The organism is Leclercia sp. M50 (genome assembly GCF_037150775.1).
Taxonomy (GTDB): Bacteria; Pseudomonadota; Gammaproteobacteria; order Enterobacterales; family Enterobacteriaceae; genus Enterobacter.
This window is the reverse complement of sequence record NZ_JBBCPK010000010.1, coordinates 23,508-43,437: the sequence shown is the minus strand read 5'-3', so window position 1 is coordinate 43,437 and position 19,930 is coordinate 23,508. Positions and strand designations below refer to the sequence as shown.

The window sequence follows — 19,930 nt, the reverse complement described above, 5'->3', positions numbered from 1 at the left end:
TAAACTCACAGGATGGAATCTATGCGTATTCATTATATTGCGCTGCTGATCAGCGCCTCTATTCCGGCGACCACGCTGGCGGCCACCCAAACGGACAGCATGGAGGCGAAAATCGCCCGGCTGGAAGCCAGTCTGGCAAAAGCCGAAGCCCAGATTGCGCGCTTAGCGCAGGCGCAACAGACTCCGGCGGTGAATGTTGTCTCAGCTGAACCCCCGACGTCGCCAGCGCCGACGTTAACCCTGTCAGGCTATGGCGATCTGCGCTTCTATGGCGATGTGGAGTTCAATATGGACGCCGCCAGCCGCAGCGGCAGCCTGACATCCATGCGCACCAGTGCCAATAAGGACTGGGCCCCGTCAAACAACGAGCGCTGGGATATCAATGGCCGTCTCCTGCTGGGGTTTGACGGCTATCGGCGAATGGACAACGGCCAGTTTGCCGGTTTCTCGGCGCAGCCGCTGGCGGATCTTACCGGCAAGATGAATCTGGATGACGCGGTCTTCTTCTTCGGCCAGGAGAACGACTGGAAAATCAAAGTCGGGCGCTTCGAAGCCTACGACATGTTTCCCCTCAACCAGGACACCTTTATCGAATACTCCGGCAACACGGCGAACGATCTCTACAGTGACGGTTATGGCTACATCTACATGATGAAAGAGGGGCGCGGGCGCAGCGACAGCGGCGGTAACTTCCTGCTGAGTAAAAACCTCGGTAATTGGTATTTTGAGGTCAACACCCTGCTGGAAAACGGCAGCTCGCTGTTTGTCGATAAGCAGTACCATGGCATGGACCTGGATAACGATAAAAACGTGGCCTACGTGCGCCCGGTTATCGCCTGGTCAGAGGGGCGCTTCACCACGGCGCTGGCTATGGAGAGCAACCTGGTGAACAACGCTTACGGTTATCGGGATGCAGAAGGTCACTGGATCGATCAGTCCGATCGCACCGGCTATGGCCTGACGATGAACTGGAACGGGCAAAAAACCGACCCGGATAACGGCGTGGTGGTCAACCTCAACACCGCGTACATGGATGCCAGCGACGAAACTGATTTCACCGCCGGGGTGAATGGTCTGTGGAAGAACATTGAGCTGGGCTACATCTACGCCCATAACGAGATCGACAGATTCAGCGCTGCCGGGCTGAATGACGACTGCGATGGCGACTGCTGGATCACCCATCCGGGCGATTACGATATCCATACGCTTCACGCGTCGTATCTGTTCCCTGACGTAATGAAAATGAAAAACTTCAATGTTTATCTCGGAGCCTATGCCTCGTGGATCGATGCTCACCCGAAAGAGGGTAACGGCGACACCGACGCCCGCTACGGTGGCCGCCTCCGTTTTAAATATTATTTCTGATCGTCTCCCAGCCAGACCTCCGGCACGGTCTGGCTGGCTTGCCACATCTGCACTACCTTCATAACGAGTTCAAATGAAAGGGAGTGCCAATGAAATCATTACCTCAGATCCTTCCAGCCATTCTGCTGCTTGTCGGCTGCGGAGCGAATAATACCCCGCCGCAGGTGCCTGTTCCCGGTAAAACCACCTCCACTACCCTCAGTACCCTGGAGACGGGGGCCCAGGTGATCCAGTCCCGACCGCCGGTGGAGGCTATCAGTGCCTATCTTGACGGTTTTCATTTTTACAACGGGGATAAAAACGGGCAGATGGAGGCGCATCACTACGTGACGGTACTCAATGAAGAGGTCATGCAGGCGGTCATCTATGACGGCAATACAAAGGATGCCCGGCTGATGGGGGTCGAGTACATCATCAGCGAACGCCTCTTTAACAGCCTGCCGCCGGAGGAGAAAAAGCTCTGGCACAGCCACCAGTATGAAGTGAAATCGGGCAGCCTGGTGGCACCCGGCCTGCCTGCGGTCGCTGACAAGGCGCTGATGAATAAAATCGTCAACACCTACGGCAAAACCTGGCATACCTGGCACACCGACAGGGATAAGACCCTGCCGCTCGGCATACCTGCGCTGATGATGGGCTTTACCGGCGAGGGACAGCTCGATCCCCGGCTGCTGGCGGATCGCGATCGTCGTCTGGGGATCGATACGCAGCAGATCAAAGCCCAGCGTGCCGACATCGTGGCCCATCCGGTAGCGGAAGGGGCAAATGCCTGGCAGCGCGGCGAGGTCATTCAGCTTAAACGCGTGCAGGGCAGCGGCGAACACGGGCATGGGGACACTACCCATTTCGGCACGTCCGAGCAGAGTCAGCAGAAACACCTACCCTGATGAGGAGGCGATATGAAGATTCATCATCTTAACTGTGGTTGTATGTGCCCGCTGGGCGGCGCGTTGTTCGACGGTTTCAGCAAGGGGCTACATGCGCACCTGGTCTGCCACTGCCTGCTTATCGAAACCGACCATGACGGACTGGTGCTGGTGGATACCGGTTTTGGGCAAGGGGATGTACGCGATCCCTCCCGGCTGTCGGGCTTTTTCCGGGCGCTAAACAATATCCAGCGTCGGGAGTCCCTTACGGCGCGCGCTCGCGTCGAGGCGCTGGGCTTTAGCGTGGCGGATGTCCGCCATATTGTGCTTACGCACCTCGATTTCGACCACGCAGGTGGGCTGAGCGATTTCCCTCACGCGCGCATCCATTTAATGCAGCAGGAGATCGACACGGCGCAACGGCGCCATAGCTGGCTGCAACGGGAGCGCTATCGTCCCGGGCAGTGGAGCGGTATCTCTGGCTGGGAGGGATACCAGGTGCAGGGCGAACGCTGGTTTGGCTTCGATGCGGTGACGGCGTTACGCGGTTTGCCGCCGGAAATTTTGCTGGTGCCGCTGGCCGGGCACACGCCGGGGCATGCAGGGATCGCCATCAGCCAGCCGTCCGGGTGGTTGCTGCACGGTGGCGACGCCTGGTTCTATCGGGATGAGATGCGCCAGCCGCAGCGCCATTGCACGCCGGGGCTGCGGTTTTACCAGTGGATGATGGCGATGGACAACGGTACCCGGCGGCACAACCAGCAGCGGCTGCGGGAGCTCTCCTGCGCGCATGCCCACGACATCACTTTTTTCTGTAGCCATGACGCACGGGAACTGGAGAGCCTGGTGACACAGGCAAAACAGCTCTAATTACCGCAACTTAGGCGTGGCCTGCTCTGGCAGAAGATCGTTTAAAAATCATACTGGATATTTGAACAGGTATTTGTATACTATTAGAGCAAATTACCCGAGTAATGTATGAGTGAGGGGTGAAACCTATGGTAATTCCTGTTGAAACTTTCCAGTCCAGTGGCCAGCTTGCCACCATCAGCAGTCGCGAAATCGCGAAGCTGACCGGTATTGCTCATACCGAGGTGAAGCGCATGGTAAAAAGCCTGGAAACGGCGCAGCGTCTTTCGCAGCCGGTAACGGCCAGCCTGTATGAGCGCGAAGGTGAAATGCGGCAGGAGTTTTTGCTGAACAAACGGGACTCCCTGCTGACGGTTTCGCGTATCTCCCCGGGCTTTACTGCCGCCATGCTCGATCGCTGGCAGGAGCAGGAGAGAAACGTCAATATTCCGGACTTCACCAACCCGGCAGCGGCGGCGCGCGCCTGGGCCGAGCAGTATGAAAAACGCCAGCGTGCTGAGGAGCAGCTAGCCCTCTGGGCACCAAAGGCGGCGTTCTTTGATCAGTTTGTTCAGGTCAAAGAGTCGCTGGGCTTCCGTCAGCTCTGTAAGATCCTCAAAGCGAAAGAGCCCCAGTTCCGGGAGTTCCTGCTTGAGCGGAATATCATGCAGCGCGTCGGCGGTAACCTGGTTCCGCCGCAGCACCACATCGATGCGGGCTATTTTACCCTGCACAGCGGCGTGGGCGAAAACGACCGCACCTGGTCTCAGGCACGCTTTACCGCCCGCGGCGTGAAATGGGTGGCTGACCTGTGGGCTAAACACCTGTCAACGCTGGCAATTGAAATGCCTCGCACGGAGCGCACCGAAGGCGCCCCTGTCCAGCAGAGCTGGCTTTAATCTCTCCTGTAAAGCGAACCGGTCAGATCTCCTCTGGGGTCTGACTGGCTTCACGCAATGCCCCCGGCGACTTACCGACAACCCGCTTAAACGCCCGGCTGAATGCCGCCAGCGAACTGTTGCCGAGACGTAACGCCACGGTTTCAATCGCCTGTTTCTCCTGCCCGATATAGTGGATCGCCAGCCGCATCCGCAGTTCGGATATTTTGCCAGCGTGCGGGTTAAGCCGGTAGCCGCGGACGCATAACGAAGCCGTAAACTGGCTAACCAGAGAGGCTTAGGGTTAGCCAGATTAATATTACTGGCACACTTCAGCTTCATTATCGTCACGCCGATGTTGTGCAAGCGTACAATAATATAAAAAATGGCTGGCTTAATTTTGTATAAGGGAGGGGTATTATTTTTCCTTAACCATTTTTTTAAAACGTTCAATAAGATTTTTATATCTGGCGGGTTGCGCTGTAAAAATAGTGGCATATTCCGCGATCGTATCAGGTGAAACAAACAGGAAGGTATGGGCTTCCTGTAATTGCTCAAACGTGGCGTTAACCGACTTATCGCACGGAGGCTGGAACAGGGCACAGTGAGATTTTTTCGAGGCGTAAAACAGACGAACCGTTACGCTCGGGGCCCCGTAAAGCTCTTCACAGATAAAAAGAAGGTGGCCTCGTTTCGCGTTTTCATCGCGTTCAGTTGCCTGAAATTCTCCCTTTACCGCACGCAACACCCCGTTGGCGATCGCCATCGCGCTGCCACTACTCAGGCCGGGGATGAGCTGCTGTATAATTTGTGTATCAACGTTAACCCCACTGTTTTTGATTGTTAGTATGTTCCTGTTTTTCTGCACTTCAACAAAAAAAGCAGACTTACCCATCAGGGAGCACCATGCCTCATAGTCAAAAAGTGATCTACCCGATTGATTCATCGCGCTGGACATGGCTGCAAACAACACCGCCACGCTGGCAAATAATTTTTTGGTGCGTATGGTTAATTCAGCAGAGGTTAAGACAAAGAGAATATTTCCACTCTGATTTATTCGCAGCAGGGCATGTTTTTCAGTATCGATGGCACAGTCCAGTACCATCAGACCCCGATGCTTTTCTTCCAGCTCCGGTGATACAAAGAGATAGTTATCCAGGGGCGCTTTTCCTGCGTCTACATATGTATCCAGATTGGTATCGATAATTGGTTCAATATTCATAAAATAACTCTCTTATACTTATTAAGTGTAGAAATAAAATACGCGCGAATGATTTAAATTTATGATGGGCGTTATATTTTTTGAGTAAAATCCTATGCTGTTAAATATGCGCTGAATAAAATAAGGAAAATGTGATGAATGTCGTCATTCCTGGGTTTATATAATTAAAAGTGATCAATTTTATATTCTTAATATCTTTTATCTATATTAATAGAACGATGTATCACGCAAAATGATCTTTTCCGCGCGGGCTGGGACGAGGCAAGGCCGGAGACAGAGAGGAAAAAGCCCGGAACAGGGCTGCTGTTCCGGGCTTTTTAGAGGAAGGGCTATCGCTGCGGTTCCGCCTGTTTCATCGGAATCAATGCAATCACTACCGCACCCAGCACCAGGAAACCGGCCACCATAAAAATACCGGCGTTAAAGTTCCCGGTGAGATCTTTCATCATCCCCATCAGCAGTGGGCCCAGCGCGGCGCCGGTCATCCCGGTGGCGTTGATCACTGCAATACCTAAGGCGCGGGCACGCAGAGAGATGGAACGATCCGGGGTGGTCCAGAAGATCACCATGGCGGCAAAGGCCCCGGCCGAGGCCATCACGATGCCAGTGAACTGCAGCATCGGATCGGTGCTGGTGGCGGTGAGGATCCAGCCTGCGGCGGCAAAGAGGTACGGCAGCAGGGTGTGGACTTTACGCTCGTTGCGCTTGTCGGAACGTTTACTCCACCAGACCATTGCCACAATGGTACAGACCTGTGGAATGGCGCTCAGGATACCGATAGTCACGTTACTGCTCTCCTCGCTGATGCTGCGCAGGATCAGCGGCGTCCAGACGCTCAGGGCGCTCAGGGTGTTGGTCAGGCAGAAGTAGGCGAGGGTGTAAAGCATGATAGTGGGCGTGAACAGCTCGCGCATCAGGCTACGCTGCTGCGGCGCCAGGGCGGCCTGCTCCCGCAGCTGCTTACTCTCGGCGTTCAGGCGATCCGCTTCCAGCATCTCCTTCAGGCAGGCTTTATCATCCTGGGTCAGCCAGCGCGCTTTATCCGGGCTGTCGTCCAGCCAGAACCAGACCACAAAGCCCAGAATGACCGACGGGAAGCCTTCGAGCAGGAACAGCCACTGCCAGCCCTTCAGGTTCATCACCCCATCGAGGTTGAGAATATAGCCGGAAGCCAGCGAACCCAGCGCCATGGTCACCGGCATGGCAATCATAAACAGGGCGTTAGCGCGGGCGCGGTAGTGCGCCGGGAACCAGAACGTTAAATAGAGTAACAGCCCCGGCAGGAAGCCCGCTTCGGCAATCCCCACCAGCATACGCAGCACGTACAGGCTGTTAGGGCCGGTAGCGAACATCGTGGCGGTGGAGGCGATCCCCCACACCACCATCAGAATCGCAATCCAGCGGCGCGCGCCCACTCTGCTCAGCATCACGTTGCTGGGGATCCCGCAGATGACATACATCACGTAAAACAGCGTGGTTGCCAGTCCAAACATGGTGCTGGTGAGGCCCAGATCTTTGCCCATCGTCAGACCGGCAAAGCCGATGTTGATGCGATCCAGATACGAAAAGACGAACAGAATGAACAAAAAAGTGATCAATCGCCGGAATAACTTTTTGATCACCCGCTGTTGACGCGGATCGAGCGTGTCGTCAGCAGATGCAGGCGGAGCCAGCACGCTAGCGCGTGTTTGCTCCATCGATGGGCTCTCATTCATGAAATGCTCCACATAACGGTTAGAGGTAGTGTTAGCCCCGTTTGACGCGGGGTGTTTTTATAATTAATTGATAAGCAGGTAAATTTTAAAATAAAAGCCGATAGCCAGCGGGCAAGAGGATTACCCGGTGCACGCGATGCAAACACGTGCGCTAACGTATAGGAAACCGCAGGCATGGACGTCAATATTCTGTTTAAAAAATGATACGTAATTGTTAATCTCGTAGCGTTTTCGAATCATAATGCGATATCGACGGCTTTTGCGGCGCAACGCGTTGTTAACAGCAGGGGGCAGGGTGCGATCGGGCTATAGCGGGGGATAAATAGCGGGTATAATTGCGGTCAATGCATTACTTCTGGAACGTCATTTCATGAGTCATACGAACACATCGTCAGACAGCGGCCCCACTTTTCACCGCGAAGAGTTCCCGTTCTACTGGATAGTTAACGTCTACGCGCGTTATACGCAAGTGATGGAAATCACACTGAAAAAGGTGCAGCTTGATGTGTCCCGCTTTCGGGTGCTGATGATTACCGAGCAGTACGGTAAGGCCAGCATTTCGCAGATCGCCGAATTCGCGATGGCCAAAATGCCCACCGTCACCAAAATCGTTGGTCGCCTGCGCGACGATGGCCTGGTGACCACCGCCAGCAGCGTGCAGGATGCCAGAGTGACCGAAGTGATGCTCACCGATGCCGGACGCGAAAAAGTGGCCGAGGCACACCGCCTTACCCGCAAGGTTTTCGAGAAGGGTTTTAAGGGCATGACCGTGGCCCAGCGGGAAAAAATGAACCTCTCACTGTCGAAGGTACTCGACAACCTCAACGCGCTCTGAATAGTTCCCGCAGAGAATTGCGGATTTGTGACAGCCTTAAAAATTTAAGGTAAGTCACTGTAAAGTATAATATTATAAAAGAGCCGCTCTGATGACCAGAGCGGCTCTTTTTTCATTTCCGCGCCGCGTTTATTGTTATTTATCATCATCCTAAGCCTCTCTCCATGGATTGTTAGAAAAATGTTTCAGTGTTATTTTTTCGTAAAATTAACGTGAAATATTACTTGAATATTCATCTAAATCTTCCATGATTGACCAGAACAAACGTGGGTCGAACCGCAGCGAAGAGTGCGTCACCCAAATATGATTCGTTTTTTCTGGTTAAGGTGCAAATTATGCAACCTGTTACTGAGAGCAATGGTTTTGTCACCCGATGTACCCTCGGCGAGGGCGATCTCCGCTTCGCGGTAAAAGACACCCTCGACATCGCAGGCTTTCCCACCCGTGCAGGCTGCCCGGCACTGGCCGCAAACCCGGCGGCGGAACAGCATGCCGACGTGGTCGCAACCCTTCTCGGGCAGAAGTGCATCCTGACCGGAAAAACCACCCTGCACGAGCTGGCGTTTGGCGTCACCGGGATCAACCCCTGGGCCGGCACGCCGGTTAACCCGCTGTTTCCTGACCTGATCCCCGGCGGCTCCTCCAGCGGCTCTGCCGCAGTGGTGGCTGCTGGTGAGGTGGATTTTGCGCTCGGCACCGATACCGGTGGCTCGGTGCGCATGCCTGCCGCCTGCTGCGGCATCCTCGGCTTAAAACCGACTTACGGCGCCGTGAGCCGGGCAGGGGTTATGCCCGCGCAAAGCTCACTGGACTGCGTGGGGATCTTCGCCCGAGAGCCGGGCGTCCTGCGTGACGTACTGACCCGACTGGGGCTGCCGGTTGACGCGCCGCTGCACAGGATGCCCGCCATCGGCTTTATCCCGTCGGCGCTCATCAGCATCGATTCCCTGCTGTTGAACTTCCTCGCCCAGGCCGACCTGCAACCGCGTCAGGCTGAATTACCGCTGCTGGGGGATGCCCATCGCGCCGGGTTGACCCTCATCAGCCATGAAAACTGGCAGGCTTTTAAAACGCTACTGCGTGACGACAGGGTCTCTGCCGACGTCGGCACCCGCATCCGTGCCGGGGCCGGGATCGATGCCCGTGCCCTTGAGGCCGCAGAGGCTATCCGCCGCACATTTACCGCCCAGGTGGATGACCAACTGGCGAAAACCCCGTTGCTGGCCCTGGCAACCCTGCCGGAACTGCCGCCCACGCTGGAAGAGGCAAAAGATCCGCTCAGCGTAGTGAACCTCACCCGGCTGGTGCGCCCGTTCAACCTCAGCGGCCACCCGGCGCTGACCCTGCCTGCGGGCACGCTTGATGGCCGTCCGGTGGCGCTACAGCTCGTTGCCGGCAATGGGCAGGAGGGGCTGCTGGTGCAGGCGGCTGAATGGCTCTCTGAGCGACGACGCCGCTAACAATCCCGCTTTACCGACAGTTTCAACACTAACTCAGTGAGTACCACTCATTGCGGCAGCACTCGTCTCTCTGCGGGCCGCACACTCTTTTGGGAGGAAGCTATGTCTGCCGTTCATGTTCGTGAGGAACTCGTTCCACTGCTGAATGAAGTCGCCACCCGCAGCGCCGATTTTGAGCAACAGCGTCATATCTCGGACGACATCATCGCCCGCTTTAAGCAGGTGGGCGTCTACCGCGCGTTAGTCCCCAAAATCTACGGCGGCGAGGAGTGTACCCCGGCACAGTTCTGTGAGCTGATCGAGCAGATTGCCACCGCTGATGGCTCCGCAGGCTGGGTCGCCAGCTTCGGCATGAGCCCCTTCTATCTTGGGGCGCTGCCGCCGGACACCCTGAAAGAACTCTACCGTGACGGCCCGGACGTGGTCTTCGCCGGCGGTATTTTCCCGCCGCAGAAAGCGGCGCTGGCGGATGGCGGCTACCGCGTCTCGGGTCGCTGGGGCTTTGCCAGCGGCAGCATGGGGGCCTCGGTCTTTGGCGTCGGCATTATGCCGGAAAGCGGCGAACCGCTGCCGCGCATGGCGGTGCTGCCCCGCGACAGCGTGCAGATCGATCCGGTCTGGAACACCGTCGGCCTGGCCGGAACCGGCAGCCACGATCTGTTGGTTAACGATGCGTTTGTGCCGCAGGAGTGGACCTTTGTGCGCGGCGGCGCCCTTAACCTGGAGGGGGCGCTCTATCGCTACCCGGTGCTCTCCCTGGCCACCCAGGTGCTCTCGGTGGTGGCGCTCGGCGTCGCCCGCGCGGCACTCCATGAAATCTATGCCATTGCCCATCGTCAGCAGTCGGTGACCGGCGCGCCGCGCCTCGCGGAACGGCCGCAGGCGCAGATGCAGATAGCCCGCTGCGAAGCGGAACTGCGCTCCGCCCGGTCCTGGTTTTATGAGGCCATCGACGAGGTGTGGCAGTGCATCCTTGCCGGGGATGATCCTGCCTGCGCGCAGATCAACGCCCTGCGGCTGTCATCCACCCACGCCACCCGCGTGGCCGCTGAGGTCACCCGCCAGGCGCTGGCACTGAACGGCATGGGCGGCATCACTATGAAAAGCCCGCTGCAACGCTACGTCCGCGACACCATGGTGATCACCCAGCACGCCTTTATGGGCGACCTCTCTTATCTCAACGCCGGTATGGTCTATTTCGGTGGCCAGCCTCTGCCGGGTTATTTGTAATTTTCACCAAAGGAGCAACAGATGAGCCAGACAACAACCTTACGCGTGCTGTTTTGCATCGGCGTGAACCAGAACTTCTTTGATGCCACCCCGGCAGAAGCCAAACAGGTGTGGGGTGCGTTCGGCGTGATGATGAAAGGTATCGACGAAACCCAGGGCATCCGCGTCATCGGCAACATGGATGATGACCGCCTGATGGTCGGGCCATCCACCACCTCGCCCTGGACCACCTACGTGCTGGCCGATGCCGACAGCCTCGACAGCGTGGTGGCCGCCTGCAACCTGTTCCGCACCACTCCGGTGGGCGACGGCGAGAGCAAGCTGTGGAAGTACTGCAAGATCGAAGCCCGCGTCGGGCGTGAGCTGATCATTCAGTAACGGAGCACACCATGAGCCCACAGGATGCGCTGCGTTTACAGCAGCTTGAGGATCAGCAGGCCGCCCGGGTCTGTATCAGCACCTACATGCGGCTGTGCGATCGCCTCGACAGCATGGAGACGGTACAGGCCATCGGCGCCCTGTTCAGCGCAGACGCCTGCTGGGAAGGGCTGGGTGAACCCTACGCCACCCGGCTGGGCAGACATCAGGGGCGCGAGGCGATTGTAGCGATGATGGCGGGCTACGTCCGCACGCCCGCGCACTTCGCCCTTAATGGCCACTTTTTATGCTCCGAGGCGCTCTGGCACGAGGCCGACGGCGAGCTGCATGGCCGCTGGCAGATGCTGCAAACCTCCGCCTTTACCGCCGGTGGCGCGCACCTGAATGCTGCCGAGCTGCAGATTATTTTCCGTCGCGAAGCCGGGGAGATGACCATGCACCATTTTACCACCCGCAACCTGTTCAGCAGGCCGGTAAGCCACTGGCATGCGGCGGATGCGCTACCTGTACCGGACAAAAACTAAAACGCCGACCACGCGCAGGAGAAAGATTATGCAGTGCGACCAGATCATCAATGTCAAAAATATCGATACCACGACGCCGACGGCCCCGAGCCGGGAAGCGATTGCGGCTCTGGTGAAGGCGGATCGTGTCCATACCTCGCTCTACACCTCTGACGAGCTGTTCCAGCTGGAGCTGGAGCGCATTTTCACCAAAACCTGGGTCTGGGTGGCGCACGTCAGCGAGATCCCGGAGTCCGGCAGCTTCAAAACCACCGAGATCGGCACCCAGCCGGTGATCGTGGTGCGCGACCGCAAAGGCGCCATCCACACCCTGCTGAACCGCTGCCGCCATCGCGCGGCCACCGTCTGCGAACACCGCAGCGGCAAAACCAACAGCTTCGTCTGCCCGTACCACGGCTGGGGCTATGCCCTCGACGGCAGCCTGCGCGGCGTGCCGCACCCGGAAAGCTATGCCGACAGGCTTGAGAAGAACGAGCTGGGGCTGGTGTCGCTGCGTACCGAGCAGTATGCGGGCATGGTTTTCGCCACCTTTAACGAGCAGATCGAACCGCTGGAGGATTTCCTCGGCGCGGCGAAGAAGTGGATGGATCTCTTTATGAAGCAGGGGGCGGGCTACCCGATCAAAACCGGGCCTGCGCACCGCTTCCGCTTCCCGGGCAACTGGAAAATTCAGCTGGAGAACACCACCGACGGCTATCACTTCCCGGTGGTGCACCGTTCTTTCCTGAGCTCCGTCGATAAGCAGACCGAAGAGATGCTCAACTTCGTGGACGGCAGCGGCTATGTCGAAGATCTCGGCAACGGCCACAGCGTCATGGTGATGATCCCGGAACTGGTGGATCTGGAGGCCAACCTCGATGCGCCCATCCCGGAGCGCTTTATCGGGCTGGCGGACGAACTGCGAAAAGATCACGACGAAGCGCAGGTCAGACGCATCGTGCGGGCGGTGGGCGGCTCCGGCTTCAACCTCAACCTGTTCCCGAACATCGCCTGTTCAATGGCCTTCTTCCGCGTCCTGCAACCCATCTCAGTGATGGAAACCGAAATTCATCACGCGGTGATCACCATGGACGGCGGGCCGGAGATCGCGAACCAGGCGCGGCTGCGTCTGCATGAGCACTTCCAGGGGCCGATGGGCTTTGGCACCCCGGACGACTCCGAGGCCTGGGAGCGCGTGCAGCGCGGAGCCACCGCGGGGGATGACCTGTGGATCATGCTCAACCGCGGCCTGGCGGGGGAGTACCGCACCGATGACGGCCTGCGCAGCGACGTCAGCGCCGAAACCGGGATGCGCGCGGCCTACCAGCAGTGGAAAAAATTGATGACGGAGAGCGAAAAATGATGACGCCAGATTCTGTGCTGTTTGCGGCGATGTCCGTAATCAACCTCGAAGGCGATCTGCTGGACCAGGGCGAGTTCAACGCCTGGCTGGATCTCTGGCAGCGCGACGGCCTGTACGTGGTGCCCATCGACCCGAACGAAACCGATTTTAAAAACACCCTTAACTACGCCTGCGACGATCACCACATGCGCGAGAAGCGGGTGAAGCGCCTCTACAGCGGAGAGTCCATCTCCACCACGCCGCGCGCCAGAACCCTGCGCACCCTGTCGCGCTTCCGCCTGCTGGAGTCCCGCGAGGATCTGATCGTGGTGCGCGGGGCGCAGTCCCTGTGGGAGCACCGCAAAGGCCACAGCCGCCACTACGCCGCGGACATCACCTGGCACCTGGCACCGCAGGAGGGCAGGTTGCTGATTACCCGGAAGGTGATCCGCCTGGTCAACAGCGACGATGTGCTGCACAGCATCGGCTACATCCTCTGAGGAACTCCCCATGACGCAAACCGTATTAGTGACCGGCGCGGCCGCCGGTCTGGGCAACGTGATTGCCGCTCACCTGCTGGCGCAGGGGTATCAGGTGGTGCTGACCGACGTTGATGTGGCCCGCGCCCGGGAAGCCGCGGATCGTCTCGATGACGGCCAGGGCAAGGTGCTGGCGCTGGGGCTGGATATCTGCCAGCCGCAGGATTTTGCGCAGGCGCTCGACGCGACCATTAAACGCTTCGGCAGCCTGGAGGTGCTGGTCAACAACGCTGCCCTGACCCTCGCCACCCCGGTGATGGAGATTACGGTGGAGGAGTTCGACCGGGTGATCGCCACCAACCTGCGCGGCACCTTTGTCGGCTGCCAGACCCTGGGGCGTTACTTCGCCAGTCGCGGCTACGGCCGCATCATCAACCTCGCCTCGTTAGCCGGGCAGAACGGCGGCACCGCCTCCGGCGCCCACTACGCCGCCTCGAAGGGCGGCATTCTGACCCTGACCAAAATCTTTGCCCGGGAGCTCGGCAAATCCGGCGTGACGGTGAACGCCATCGCCCCGGGTCCGCTGGATCTGCCGATGGTTCACGCCCTGGTGCCGGAAGAGAAGATGGCCGGTCTGCTGGGGATGATCCCGGTCGGCCAGTTAGGGGAAGCCGGGTTTGTTGCCCAGGCGGTGGCTTTGCTGGCATCAGAGCAGGCGTCGTTTGTCACCGGGGCGACCTGGGACATCAACGGCGGTCTGTTTATGCGTTAAGGAGCCAACATGCTGACATTACAGGTTATCAGGCGGGAGTTGCAGGGCGAGGTGCTCCTGCTGACGCTGGCGCATGCTGACGGGAACGATCTTCCGGCCTTCAGCGCGGGGGCGCATATCGATCTCCATCTGGCAGACGGCCTGGTGCGTCCGTACTCCCTCTGCGGCGACCCGCAGGATCGCCGTCACTACCAGCTCGGCATTCTGAAAGACAAAAAGTCTCAGGGCGGCTCCCTTGCCGCGCATGCGCTCAACGTTGGGGATTACATCCAGGTCAGCGATCCGCGCAACCTCTTTGCGCTGGAGGAGACCGCCAGCCATAGCCTGCTGATTGGCGGCGGGATCGGTATCACCCCGATGCTGGCGATGGCCGCCGAACTGCACGCCAGCGGCCGCTCCTTCAGCCTGCACTACTGCGCCCGCACCCGGGCCGGGGCGGCGTTTATTGCCCAGTTGGAGCAGGCGGCCTGGGCCGACCGCGTGCATCTGCACTTCAGCGACACGCAACGCCTGAATCTGAAGGCGGTGCTGAGCGACGTCCCGGCCAATACCCACGTCTACACCTGCGGTCCGACCCGGCTGATGGATGCGGTCACCGACGAGGCGGCCCGCCTCGGTTATCGCCCGGAGCAGGTGCATCAGGAGTGCTTCAGCGCCGAAGTCGTCACCGGTGGTGCGGCCTTTGAGGTGGTCGCGGCCGCAAGCGGCATTACCGTCCAGGTGCTGGAGAACCAGACCATCGTCGAGGCGCTGGCCCAGGCCGGGCTGAAGGTCTGCGTCTCCTGCAAACAGGGGATCTGCGGCAGCTGCCTGACCGACGTGCTGGAGGGAGAGCCGGACCATCGCGACAGCTACCTGACCGACGAAGAGAAAGCTGACGGCGATCAGATGTTGTTGTGCTGCTCCCGGGCCAAAAGCGCCCGTTTAGTCATCGATCTGTGAGGAAACCCTTATGACACTGCAAACCGAATTTCGTAACGCGATGGCACAGCTGGGGAGTGCGGTCTCGGTGATCACCACCGACGGCCCGGCGGGTAAATTTGGTTTTACCGCTTCCGCCGTCTGCAGCGTCACGGACTCGCCGCCGACGCTGCTGGTCTGTATGAACCGCAACTCCTATGCCAACGCGCACTTCAAGCAGAACGGAGCGCTGTGCGTCAACGTCCTCTCCAGCGACCACCAGGATCTCTGCGGGGTCTTCGCCAACGCCAGCCTGCGATCCGAGCAGCGTTTTGCGTATGACTCCTGGCAGGTGATGGCCAGCGGCGCGCCGGTGCTCAGCTCGTCGGTCGCCAGCTTCGACTGCCTGATCGACACCTGTCATGAAGTGGGCAGCCACTCCGTTTTCTACTGCCAGGTGCAGGCGATACGCATCAGCGAAGCGCCGCGCGGGCTGGTCTACTTTAACCGTCGCTACCATGCCATCGGGCATGATGTGGAAGCGTAAAACCAACCATAAGGGTAACGCTGATGAGCAATGTCGTGACTGAAAACCGCAACGCTGCGGCTGCCGTTCCACACGATGCCGGACAGATGCGCAAGCTGGTGTTCGCCTCGGTACTGGGTAATGCCCTGGAATGGTATGACTTCTTCCTCTACGGCACCGCCGCGGCGCTGGTGTTTGGCCCGCTCTTCTTCCCGGTGGGCGGCGACCCGATGCAGGGCACGCTGCTGGCCTTCTCCGGCTTTGCGGTGGGCTTTCTCGCCCGTCCGCTGGGCGGGATTGTCTTCGGTCATCTTGGGGATCGCTACAGTCGCAAGATGACGCTGATCATGACCCTGACCCTGATGGGGGCCACCACCTTTGTCATCGGCCTGCTGCCGACCTACGCGCAGATCGGCATCTGGGCGCCGCTCTCCCTGATCACGCTGCGCTTTTTACAAGGCGTTGCATCGGGCGGCGAGTGGGGCGGTGGGGTGCTGATGCTGAGCGAGAACGCGCCCGCGTCCCGTCGCGGCTACTTTACCGCCTGGAGCCAGATGGGGGTCTCCGGCGGGTTTGTCCTCTCCGCCTTCGCCTTTTACCTGGTGCAGAAGCTGCCGGAAGCGGAGCTGATGAGCTGGGGCTGGCGCGTGCCCTTCCTGCTGAGCATCGTCATCTTCCTGGTCGGGGTCTATATCCGCAAAAACATCCGCGAGAGCAAGGCCTTTACTCAGGCCAGACCGGAAGAAAAACACGAGAAGATCCCGCTGATGGTGCTGGTGCGCGAGCATCCTAAGGCGCTGATGCAGGCCATCGCCCTGCGCCTGCCGGAGAACGGCGCCTCCTATATCTTCTTCACCTTCTCGGTGGTCTACGCCAAACACATCGGCATCGGTACCGGGGAGATCATCAGCGCCGTAACCCTGGCGATGCTGGTGGAGTTCTTCTCGATCCTGTTCTGGGGGGCGCTCTCGGATCGCATCGGCCTGAAGCCGGTCTACTACATCGGCGTCATCGGCCTGCTGGTAATGGCGTTCCCGTTCTTCTGGCTGCTCTCCACCGGCGACTACGGCTGGATCATGCTGGCGATGCTGCTCGGCCTGCCGTTCTGCCACGGGGCGATGATCGGCACCCAGCCCTGCATCATGAGCGACCTGTTCCCGGTGCGTGTGCGCTACTCCGGCCTGGCGCTGGGGCATGAGGTGGGCTCGATCTTCTCCGGCGGCCTGGGGCCGATGCTGGCGGTGGCGCTGCTGATGCATTTTGACGCCTCCTGGCCTGTCTCCCTGCTGCTGATGGCCTATGCCCTGCTGGCGTGGATCGCCCTGCGTAGCCTGCCGTCCACGAATAATAACGAGGTAACGAAATGATTGATAAACGGATTGCCGCCACCGACGGTGCCGTGGCGGACATTTTCGACGGCGCGGTGGTGATGGTGGGTGGATTTGGCGCCGCCGGACAGCCCGCCGAACTGCTGGATGCCCTGATCCGCCGCAGGCCGCGGGATCTGACCCTGATCAGCAACAATGCCGGGAACGGCGACTACGGTCTGGCGGCGCTGCTGAAGGCTGGCTGCGTGAAGAAGGTGATCTGCTCCTTCCCACGCCAGACAGACTCCTGGGTCTTTGACGACCTCTACCGCCGCGGCGAGGTCGAGCTGGAGCTGGTCCCGCAGGGCAACCTCGCAGCGCGCATTCAGGCGGGCGGCAGCGGGCTGGGGGCGATCTTCACCCCCACCGGGTTTGGCACCGAACTGGCGGCGGGCAAAGAGACCCGCCATATCGATGGCAAAGATTATGTCCTTGAGTACCCGTTAAAAGCCGATTTCGCCCTGATCAAAGCCCTGAAGGCCGACCGCTGGGGCAACCTGGTCTACGACAAAACCGGGCGCAACTTCGGGCCGATCATGGCCGCCGCCGCCCGCTGCACTATTGCCCAGGTGAGCGAGATTGTCGCCCTCGGCGAGCTCGACCCGGAGGCGGTGGTGACGCCGGGGATTTTTGTCCAGCGTTTGGTGACGATCGCGCCGCAATGCCTGCGGCAGAGTGCATAAGGAGAGCCCGTGAATAAACTGACCCATCAACAGCTGGCCGAACGCATTGCCCGCGACATCCCGGAAGGGGCCTACGTCAACCTCGGCATCGGCCTGCCGACGCGGATTGCCAACTATCTGCCTGCGGACCGCGAGATCTTCCTGCACAGCGAAAACGGCATTCTCGGTATGGGGCCTGCGCCGGAACCGGGCTGTGAAGATCCAGAGCTGATTAACGCCGGGAAACAGCCGGTGACGCTGCTTGCGGGCGGCTGCTATTTCCATCATGGCGACTCCTTCACCATGATGCGCGGCGGCCACCTGGATATCTGCGTGCTGGGGGCCTATCAGGTCTCCGAACGCGGGGATCTGGCGAACTGGAGCACCGGCGAGCCCTCTTCGATTCCCGCCGTCGGCGGGGCGATGGACCTGGCGATTGGCGCGAAGCGCGTCTATGTGATGACCGAACATCTGACCCGTCAGGGCGACTGCAAGATTGTCAAAACCTGCACCTATCCGCTGACCGGCATGGCCTGTATCGACCGGATCTACACCGACATGGCGGTGATGGATATCACCGATCGGGGCATTGTGATACGGGAACTGTTTGGCGACGTGACGGCGGAATACCTCCAGTCCGTCACCCCGGTGGCGCTCACCTTTGCCCTGAACAGCGAAACCGAGGAGGCGTGAATGGAGCTTGAATATCGCCTCGACGGCCCGGAAGCGGCCCCGCTGCTGGTGCTCTCCAACTCCCTCGGCACCACCTGGCAGATGTGGCAGGGGCAGATGGCCGATTTTACCCGCCATTTTCGCGTGCTGCGCTACAACACCCGCGGGCATGGTCGCTCTCCGGTTTCGGCTGGGGGCATCACTCTCGACTCGCTGGGGCAGGACGTGATTGCCCTGCTGGATCGACTCGATGTTGAGCTGGCCTGTTTTTGCGGTATCTCGCTGGGCGGCATGACCGGGATGTGGCTCAACCGCCACGCCCCGTCGCGTTTTGATCGCATCGTGGTGGCGAACACCGCGGCAAAAATCGGCGAAGCGAAAGGTTGGCAGCAGCGCGCCGCAGCGGTGCGCCAGCAGGGGATGGCCCCGGTCGCCGGTACCGCGGCGGAACGCTGGTTCACCCCGGCATATCGCCAAAGCAATCCCGGCATGGTGAAGCTGCTGGTTGACGGTCTGGCCGACACCCCAGCCGAAGGTTACGCCGCCTGCTGCGAAGCGCTGGCAACGGCGGATCTCCGTGATGAGGTGGCGGCCATGCTGCGCCCAATGCTGGCTATCGCAGGGGATGATGATCCGGTCACCACGGTGCAGGACGCCCAGTGGATCGCGGCCCAGGCGAAGCAGACAGAATATGTGGCGTTACCCGCCTCGCACCTGTCGAACGTCGCCTGCCCGGACGCATTTAATCAGCAGGTGCTGACCTTTTTAACCCGCAGGAGCATGACATGACCCTCACTATAGAATCCCTGGCCTGCTGGCTGGTGGACATTCCCACCATCCGCCCGCACAAGCTGTCGATGGCCACCATGGGTTGCCAGACGCTCACCATCGTCCGGATGCAATGCGCGAACGGCGTTACCGGCTGGGGCGAAGCCACCACCATCGGCGGCATGAGCTACGGCCCGGAAAGCCCGGAGGCGATCAAATCCGCCATTGAAACCTATCTCGCCCCGCTGCTGTGCGGCCAGTCGTTCAGCGGCGTGGCGCAGCTCGCCGACAGGATGAACGCCCACGTAAAGGGTAACACTTTTGCCAAATCCGCCCTCGAAACCGCCTTCCTCGATGCCCAGGGCAAAGCGCTGGGGCTGCCGGTGAGTTCACTCCTGGGCGGGGCGCTCACCACGCGTCTGCCGGTGCTCTGGACCCTGGCGAGTGGCGACACCCAGAAAGATATCGAAGAGGGTAAACGCCTGCTGGCAGAGGGGCGACACAACACCTTCAAGCTGAAAATCGGCGCCCGCGGGCTGGAGGTGGATGTCCGCCACGCCCTGGCGATCAAGGCCGCGCTGGGCGACGAGGTGAGCGTGCGGGTGGACGTCAACCAGGCCTGGGATCTGACCACCGCTATTAAAGGGATGACGCAGCTACAGGCGGGCGGGATCGACCTGGTGGAGCAGCCGATCCCGCTGTGGGATCGGCAAGGGCTTATCACCCTCAGCCAGCGTTTTGCGGTGCCGATCCTCGCCGACGAAGCGGTGGCCACCAGCCATGATGGCTACGCCCTCGCGAGCGGCGGCTTTACCGGGGCGTATGCCCTGAAGATCGCCAAAGCGGGCGGCCCGGCGCAGGCCCTGAAGCTGGCGCACGTGGCGCAGGCGGCGGGCGTGGCGCTGTACGGCGGCACCATGCTGGAAGGGACACTCGGCACCGTCGCCTCGCTGCACGCCTGGTCCACGGTGAGGATGCAGTGGGGCACCGAGATGTTCGGCCCGCTGCTGCTGAAGGATGACATCGTGGTCCGTCCGCTGGATTTCAGCCAGGGAGAGGTGACGTTACCGCAGGGGCCGGGGTTAGGCATTGAGATCGACGAAGACAAGCTGCGTCATTACGCCCGTCAATAAAAGGAAAA

At 59.7% G+C, this 19,930-nt stretch carries 21 protein-coding genes and 1 pseudogene; 19 read left to right on the top strand and 3 right to left on the bottom strand.

All coding sequences use genetic code 11. The features are described 5' to 3' along the window. Positions 1 to 21: 21 nt before the first annotated feature. The 4 genes from WFM46_RS04210 to WFM46_RS04195 all read left to right on the top strand — a co-directional run bounded on the left by WFM46_RS04210 (position 22) and on the right by WFM46_RS04195 (position 3,979). The gene (locus WFM46_RS04210; RefSeq protein ID WP_336997114.1) at positions 22 to 1,365 is read left to right on the top strand and encodes a carbohydrate porin; all 1,344 of its coding nucleotides are present in this window, start codon (positions 22 to 24) and stop codon (positions 1,363 to 1,365) included. Positions 1,366 to 1,454: 89 nt separating this feature from the next. After that, on the top strand, positions 1,455 to 2,252 hold the full coding sequence (locus WFM46_RS04205; protein ID WP_103179993.1) for an OBAP family protein: 798 nt from the start codon (positions 1,455 to 1,457) through the stop codon (positions 2,250 to 2,252). 12 nt (positions 2,253 to 2,264) lie between these two features. Continuing rightward, on the top strand, positions 2,265 to 3,101 hold the full coding sequence (locus WFM46_RS04200; RefSeq protein WP_156654694.1) for an MBL fold metallo-hydrolase: 837 nt from the start codon (positions 2,265 to 2,267) through the stop codon (positions 3,099 to 3,101). A 128-nt stretch (positions 3,102 to 3,229) separates the two neighbouring features. Beyond that, entirely contained in the window at positions 3,230 to 3,979 is a 750-nt protein-coding gene (locus WFM46_RS04195) for a phage antirepressor KilAC domain-containing protein (protein WP_336997113.1), read from the top strand. 22 nt (positions 3,980 to 4,001) lie between these two features. Here WFM46_RS04195 and WFM46_RS04190 read toward each other — a convergent pair. From WFM46_RS04190 to hpaX, 3 genes and pseudogenes are all read right to left on the bottom strand, one after another. Further along, a pseudogene (locus tag WFM46_RS04190) lies at positions 4,002 to 4,184 on the bottom strand (helix-turn-helix domain-containing protein); the annotation flags it as partial. A gap of 192 nt (positions 4,185 to 4,376) precedes the next feature. Further along, positions 4,377 to 5,180: a Zygote formation protein zyg1 gene (locus WFM46_RS04185; protein WP_336997112.1), complete on the bottom strand. Its 804-nt coding sequence runs from the start codon at positions 5,178 to 5,180 to the stop codon at positions 4,377 to 4,379. Between the two features lie 329 nt (positions 5,181 to 5,509). Continuing rightward, positions 5,510 to 6,877, bottom strand: a complete 1,368-nt coding sequence (gene hpaX, locus WFM46_RS04180) for a 4-hydroxyphenylacetate permease (RefSeq protein WP_371816556.1) — start codon at positions 6,875 to 6,877, stop codon at positions 5,510 to 5,512. A 388-nt stretch (positions 6,878 to 7,265) separates the two neighbouring features. On the opposite strand from hpaX, the gene WFM46_RS04175 reads away from it, so the two are divergent. From WFM46_RS04175 to WFM46_RS04105, 15 genes are all read left to right on the top strand, one after another. Continuing rightward, positions 7,266 to 7,730 (top strand): MarR family winged helix-turn-helix transcriptional regulator, encoded by a 465-nt coding sequence (locus WFM46_RS04175; RefSeq protein WP_336997111.1) that lies wholly within the window; start codon positions 7,266 to 7,268, stop codon positions 7,728 to 7,730. 335 nt (positions 7,731 to 8,065) lie between these two features. Beyond that, positions 8,066 to 9,190 carry an amidase gene (locus tag WFM46_RS04170; protein WP_336997110.1) on the top strand — a complete coding sequence of 375 codons (1,125 nt, stop codon included), beginning with the start codon at positions 8,066 to 8,068 and terminating at the stop codon, positions 9,188 to 9,190. A 102-nt stretch (positions 9,191 to 9,292) separates the two neighbouring features. Further along, positions 9,293 to 10,420, top strand: a complete 1,128-nt coding sequence (locus WFM46_RS04165) for an acyl-CoA dehydrogenase family protein (protein ID WP_336997109.1) — start codon at positions 9,293 to 9,295, stop codon at positions 10,418 to 10,420. A 21-nt stretch (positions 10,421 to 10,441) separates the two neighbouring features. Then, positions 10,442 to 10,798: an IacB protein gene (locus WFM46_RS04160; protein ID WP_336997108.1), complete on the top strand. Its 357-nt coding sequence runs from the start codon at positions 10,442 to 10,444 to the stop codon at positions 10,796 to 10,798. An 11-nt stretch (positions 10,799 to 10,809) separates the two neighbouring features. Further along, positions 10,810 to 11,322 carry a nuclear transport factor 2 family protein gene (locus tag WFM46_RS04155; protein WP_156654688.1) on the top strand — a complete coding sequence of 171 codons (513 nt, stop codon included), beginning with the start codon at positions 10,810 to 10,812 and terminating at the stop codon, positions 11,320 to 11,322. 28 nt (positions 11,323 to 11,350) lie between these two features. Next, entirely contained in the window at positions 11,351 to 12,664 is a 1,314-nt protein-coding gene (locus WFM46_RS04150; RefSeq protein ID WP_336997107.1) for an aromatic ring-hydroxylating oxygenase subunit alpha, read from the top strand. Then, positions 12,664 to 13,143 carry an aromatic-ring-hydroxylating dioxygenase subunit beta gene (locus WFM46_RS04145; protein WP_103181099.1) on the top strand — a complete coding sequence of 160 codons (480 nt, stop codon included), beginning with the start codon at positions 12,664 to 12,666 and terminating at the stop codon, positions 13,141 to 13,143. The genes WFM46_RS04150 and WFM46_RS04145 overlap by 1 nt, the downstream gene beginning before the upstream one ends. 10 nt (positions 13,144 to 13,153) lie before the next feature. Next, a complete protein-coding gene (locus tag WFM46_RS04140) occupies positions 13,154 to 13,894 on the top strand; it encodes an SDR family NAD(P)-dependent oxidoreductase (RefSeq protein ID WP_336997106.1) in 741 nt (246 codons plus the stop codon). A gap of 9 nt (positions 13,895 to 13,903) precedes the next feature. Continuing rightward, positions 13,904 to 14,836: a PDR/VanB family oxidoreductase gene (locus tag WFM46_RS04135; RefSeq protein ID WP_336997105.1), complete on the top strand. Its 933-nt coding sequence runs from the start codon at positions 13,904 to 13,906 to the stop codon at positions 14,834 to 14,836. 10 nt (positions 14,837 to 14,846) lie between these two features. Beyond that, positions 14,847 to 15,341: a flavin reductase gene (locus WFM46_RS04130; RefSeq protein WP_103179979.1), complete on the top strand. Its 495-nt coding sequence runs from the start codon at positions 14,847 to 14,849 to the stop codon at positions 15,339 to 15,341. Between the two features lie 86 nt (positions 15,342 to 15,427). Further along, positions 15,428 to 16,687 carry an MFS transporter gene (locus WFM46_RS04125; RefSeq protein ID WP_336997124.1) on the top strand — a complete coding sequence of 420 codons (1,260 nt, stop codon included), beginning with the start codon at positions 15,428 to 15,430 and terminating at the stop codon, positions 16,685 to 16,687. Beyond that, the gene (locus tag WFM46_RS04120; RefSeq protein ID WP_336997104.1) at positions 16,684 to 17,370 is read left to right on the top strand and encodes a 3-oxoacid CoA-transferase subunit A; all 687 of its coding nucleotides are present in this window, start codon (positions 16,684 to 16,686) and stop codon (positions 17,368 to 17,370) included. The genes WFM46_RS04125 and WFM46_RS04120 overlap by 4 nt, the downstream gene beginning before the upstream one ends. Positions 17,371 to 17,379: 9 nt before the next feature. Beyond that, entirely contained in the window at positions 17,380 to 18,042 is a 663-nt protein-coding gene (locus tag WFM46_RS04115) for a 3-oxoacid CoA-transferase subunit B (RefSeq protein ID WP_336997103.1), read from the top strand. After that, positions 18,043 to 18,810, top strand: a complete 768-nt coding sequence (gene pcaD / locus WFM46_RS04110; RefSeq protein WP_336997102.1) for a 3-oxoadipate enol-lactonase — start codon at positions 18,043 to 18,045, stop codon at positions 18,808 to 18,810. Next, positions 18,807 to 19,922 carry a muconate cycloisomerase family protein gene (locus tag WFM46_RS04105; protein WP_103179974.1) on the top strand — a complete coding sequence of 372 codons (1,116 nt, stop codon included), beginning with the start codon at positions 18,807 to 18,809 and terminating at the stop codon, positions 19,920 to 19,922. Before pcaD ends, WFM46_RS04105 begins: the two co-directional genes overlap by 4 nt. Positions 19,923 to 19,930: the final 8 nt, after the last annotated feature.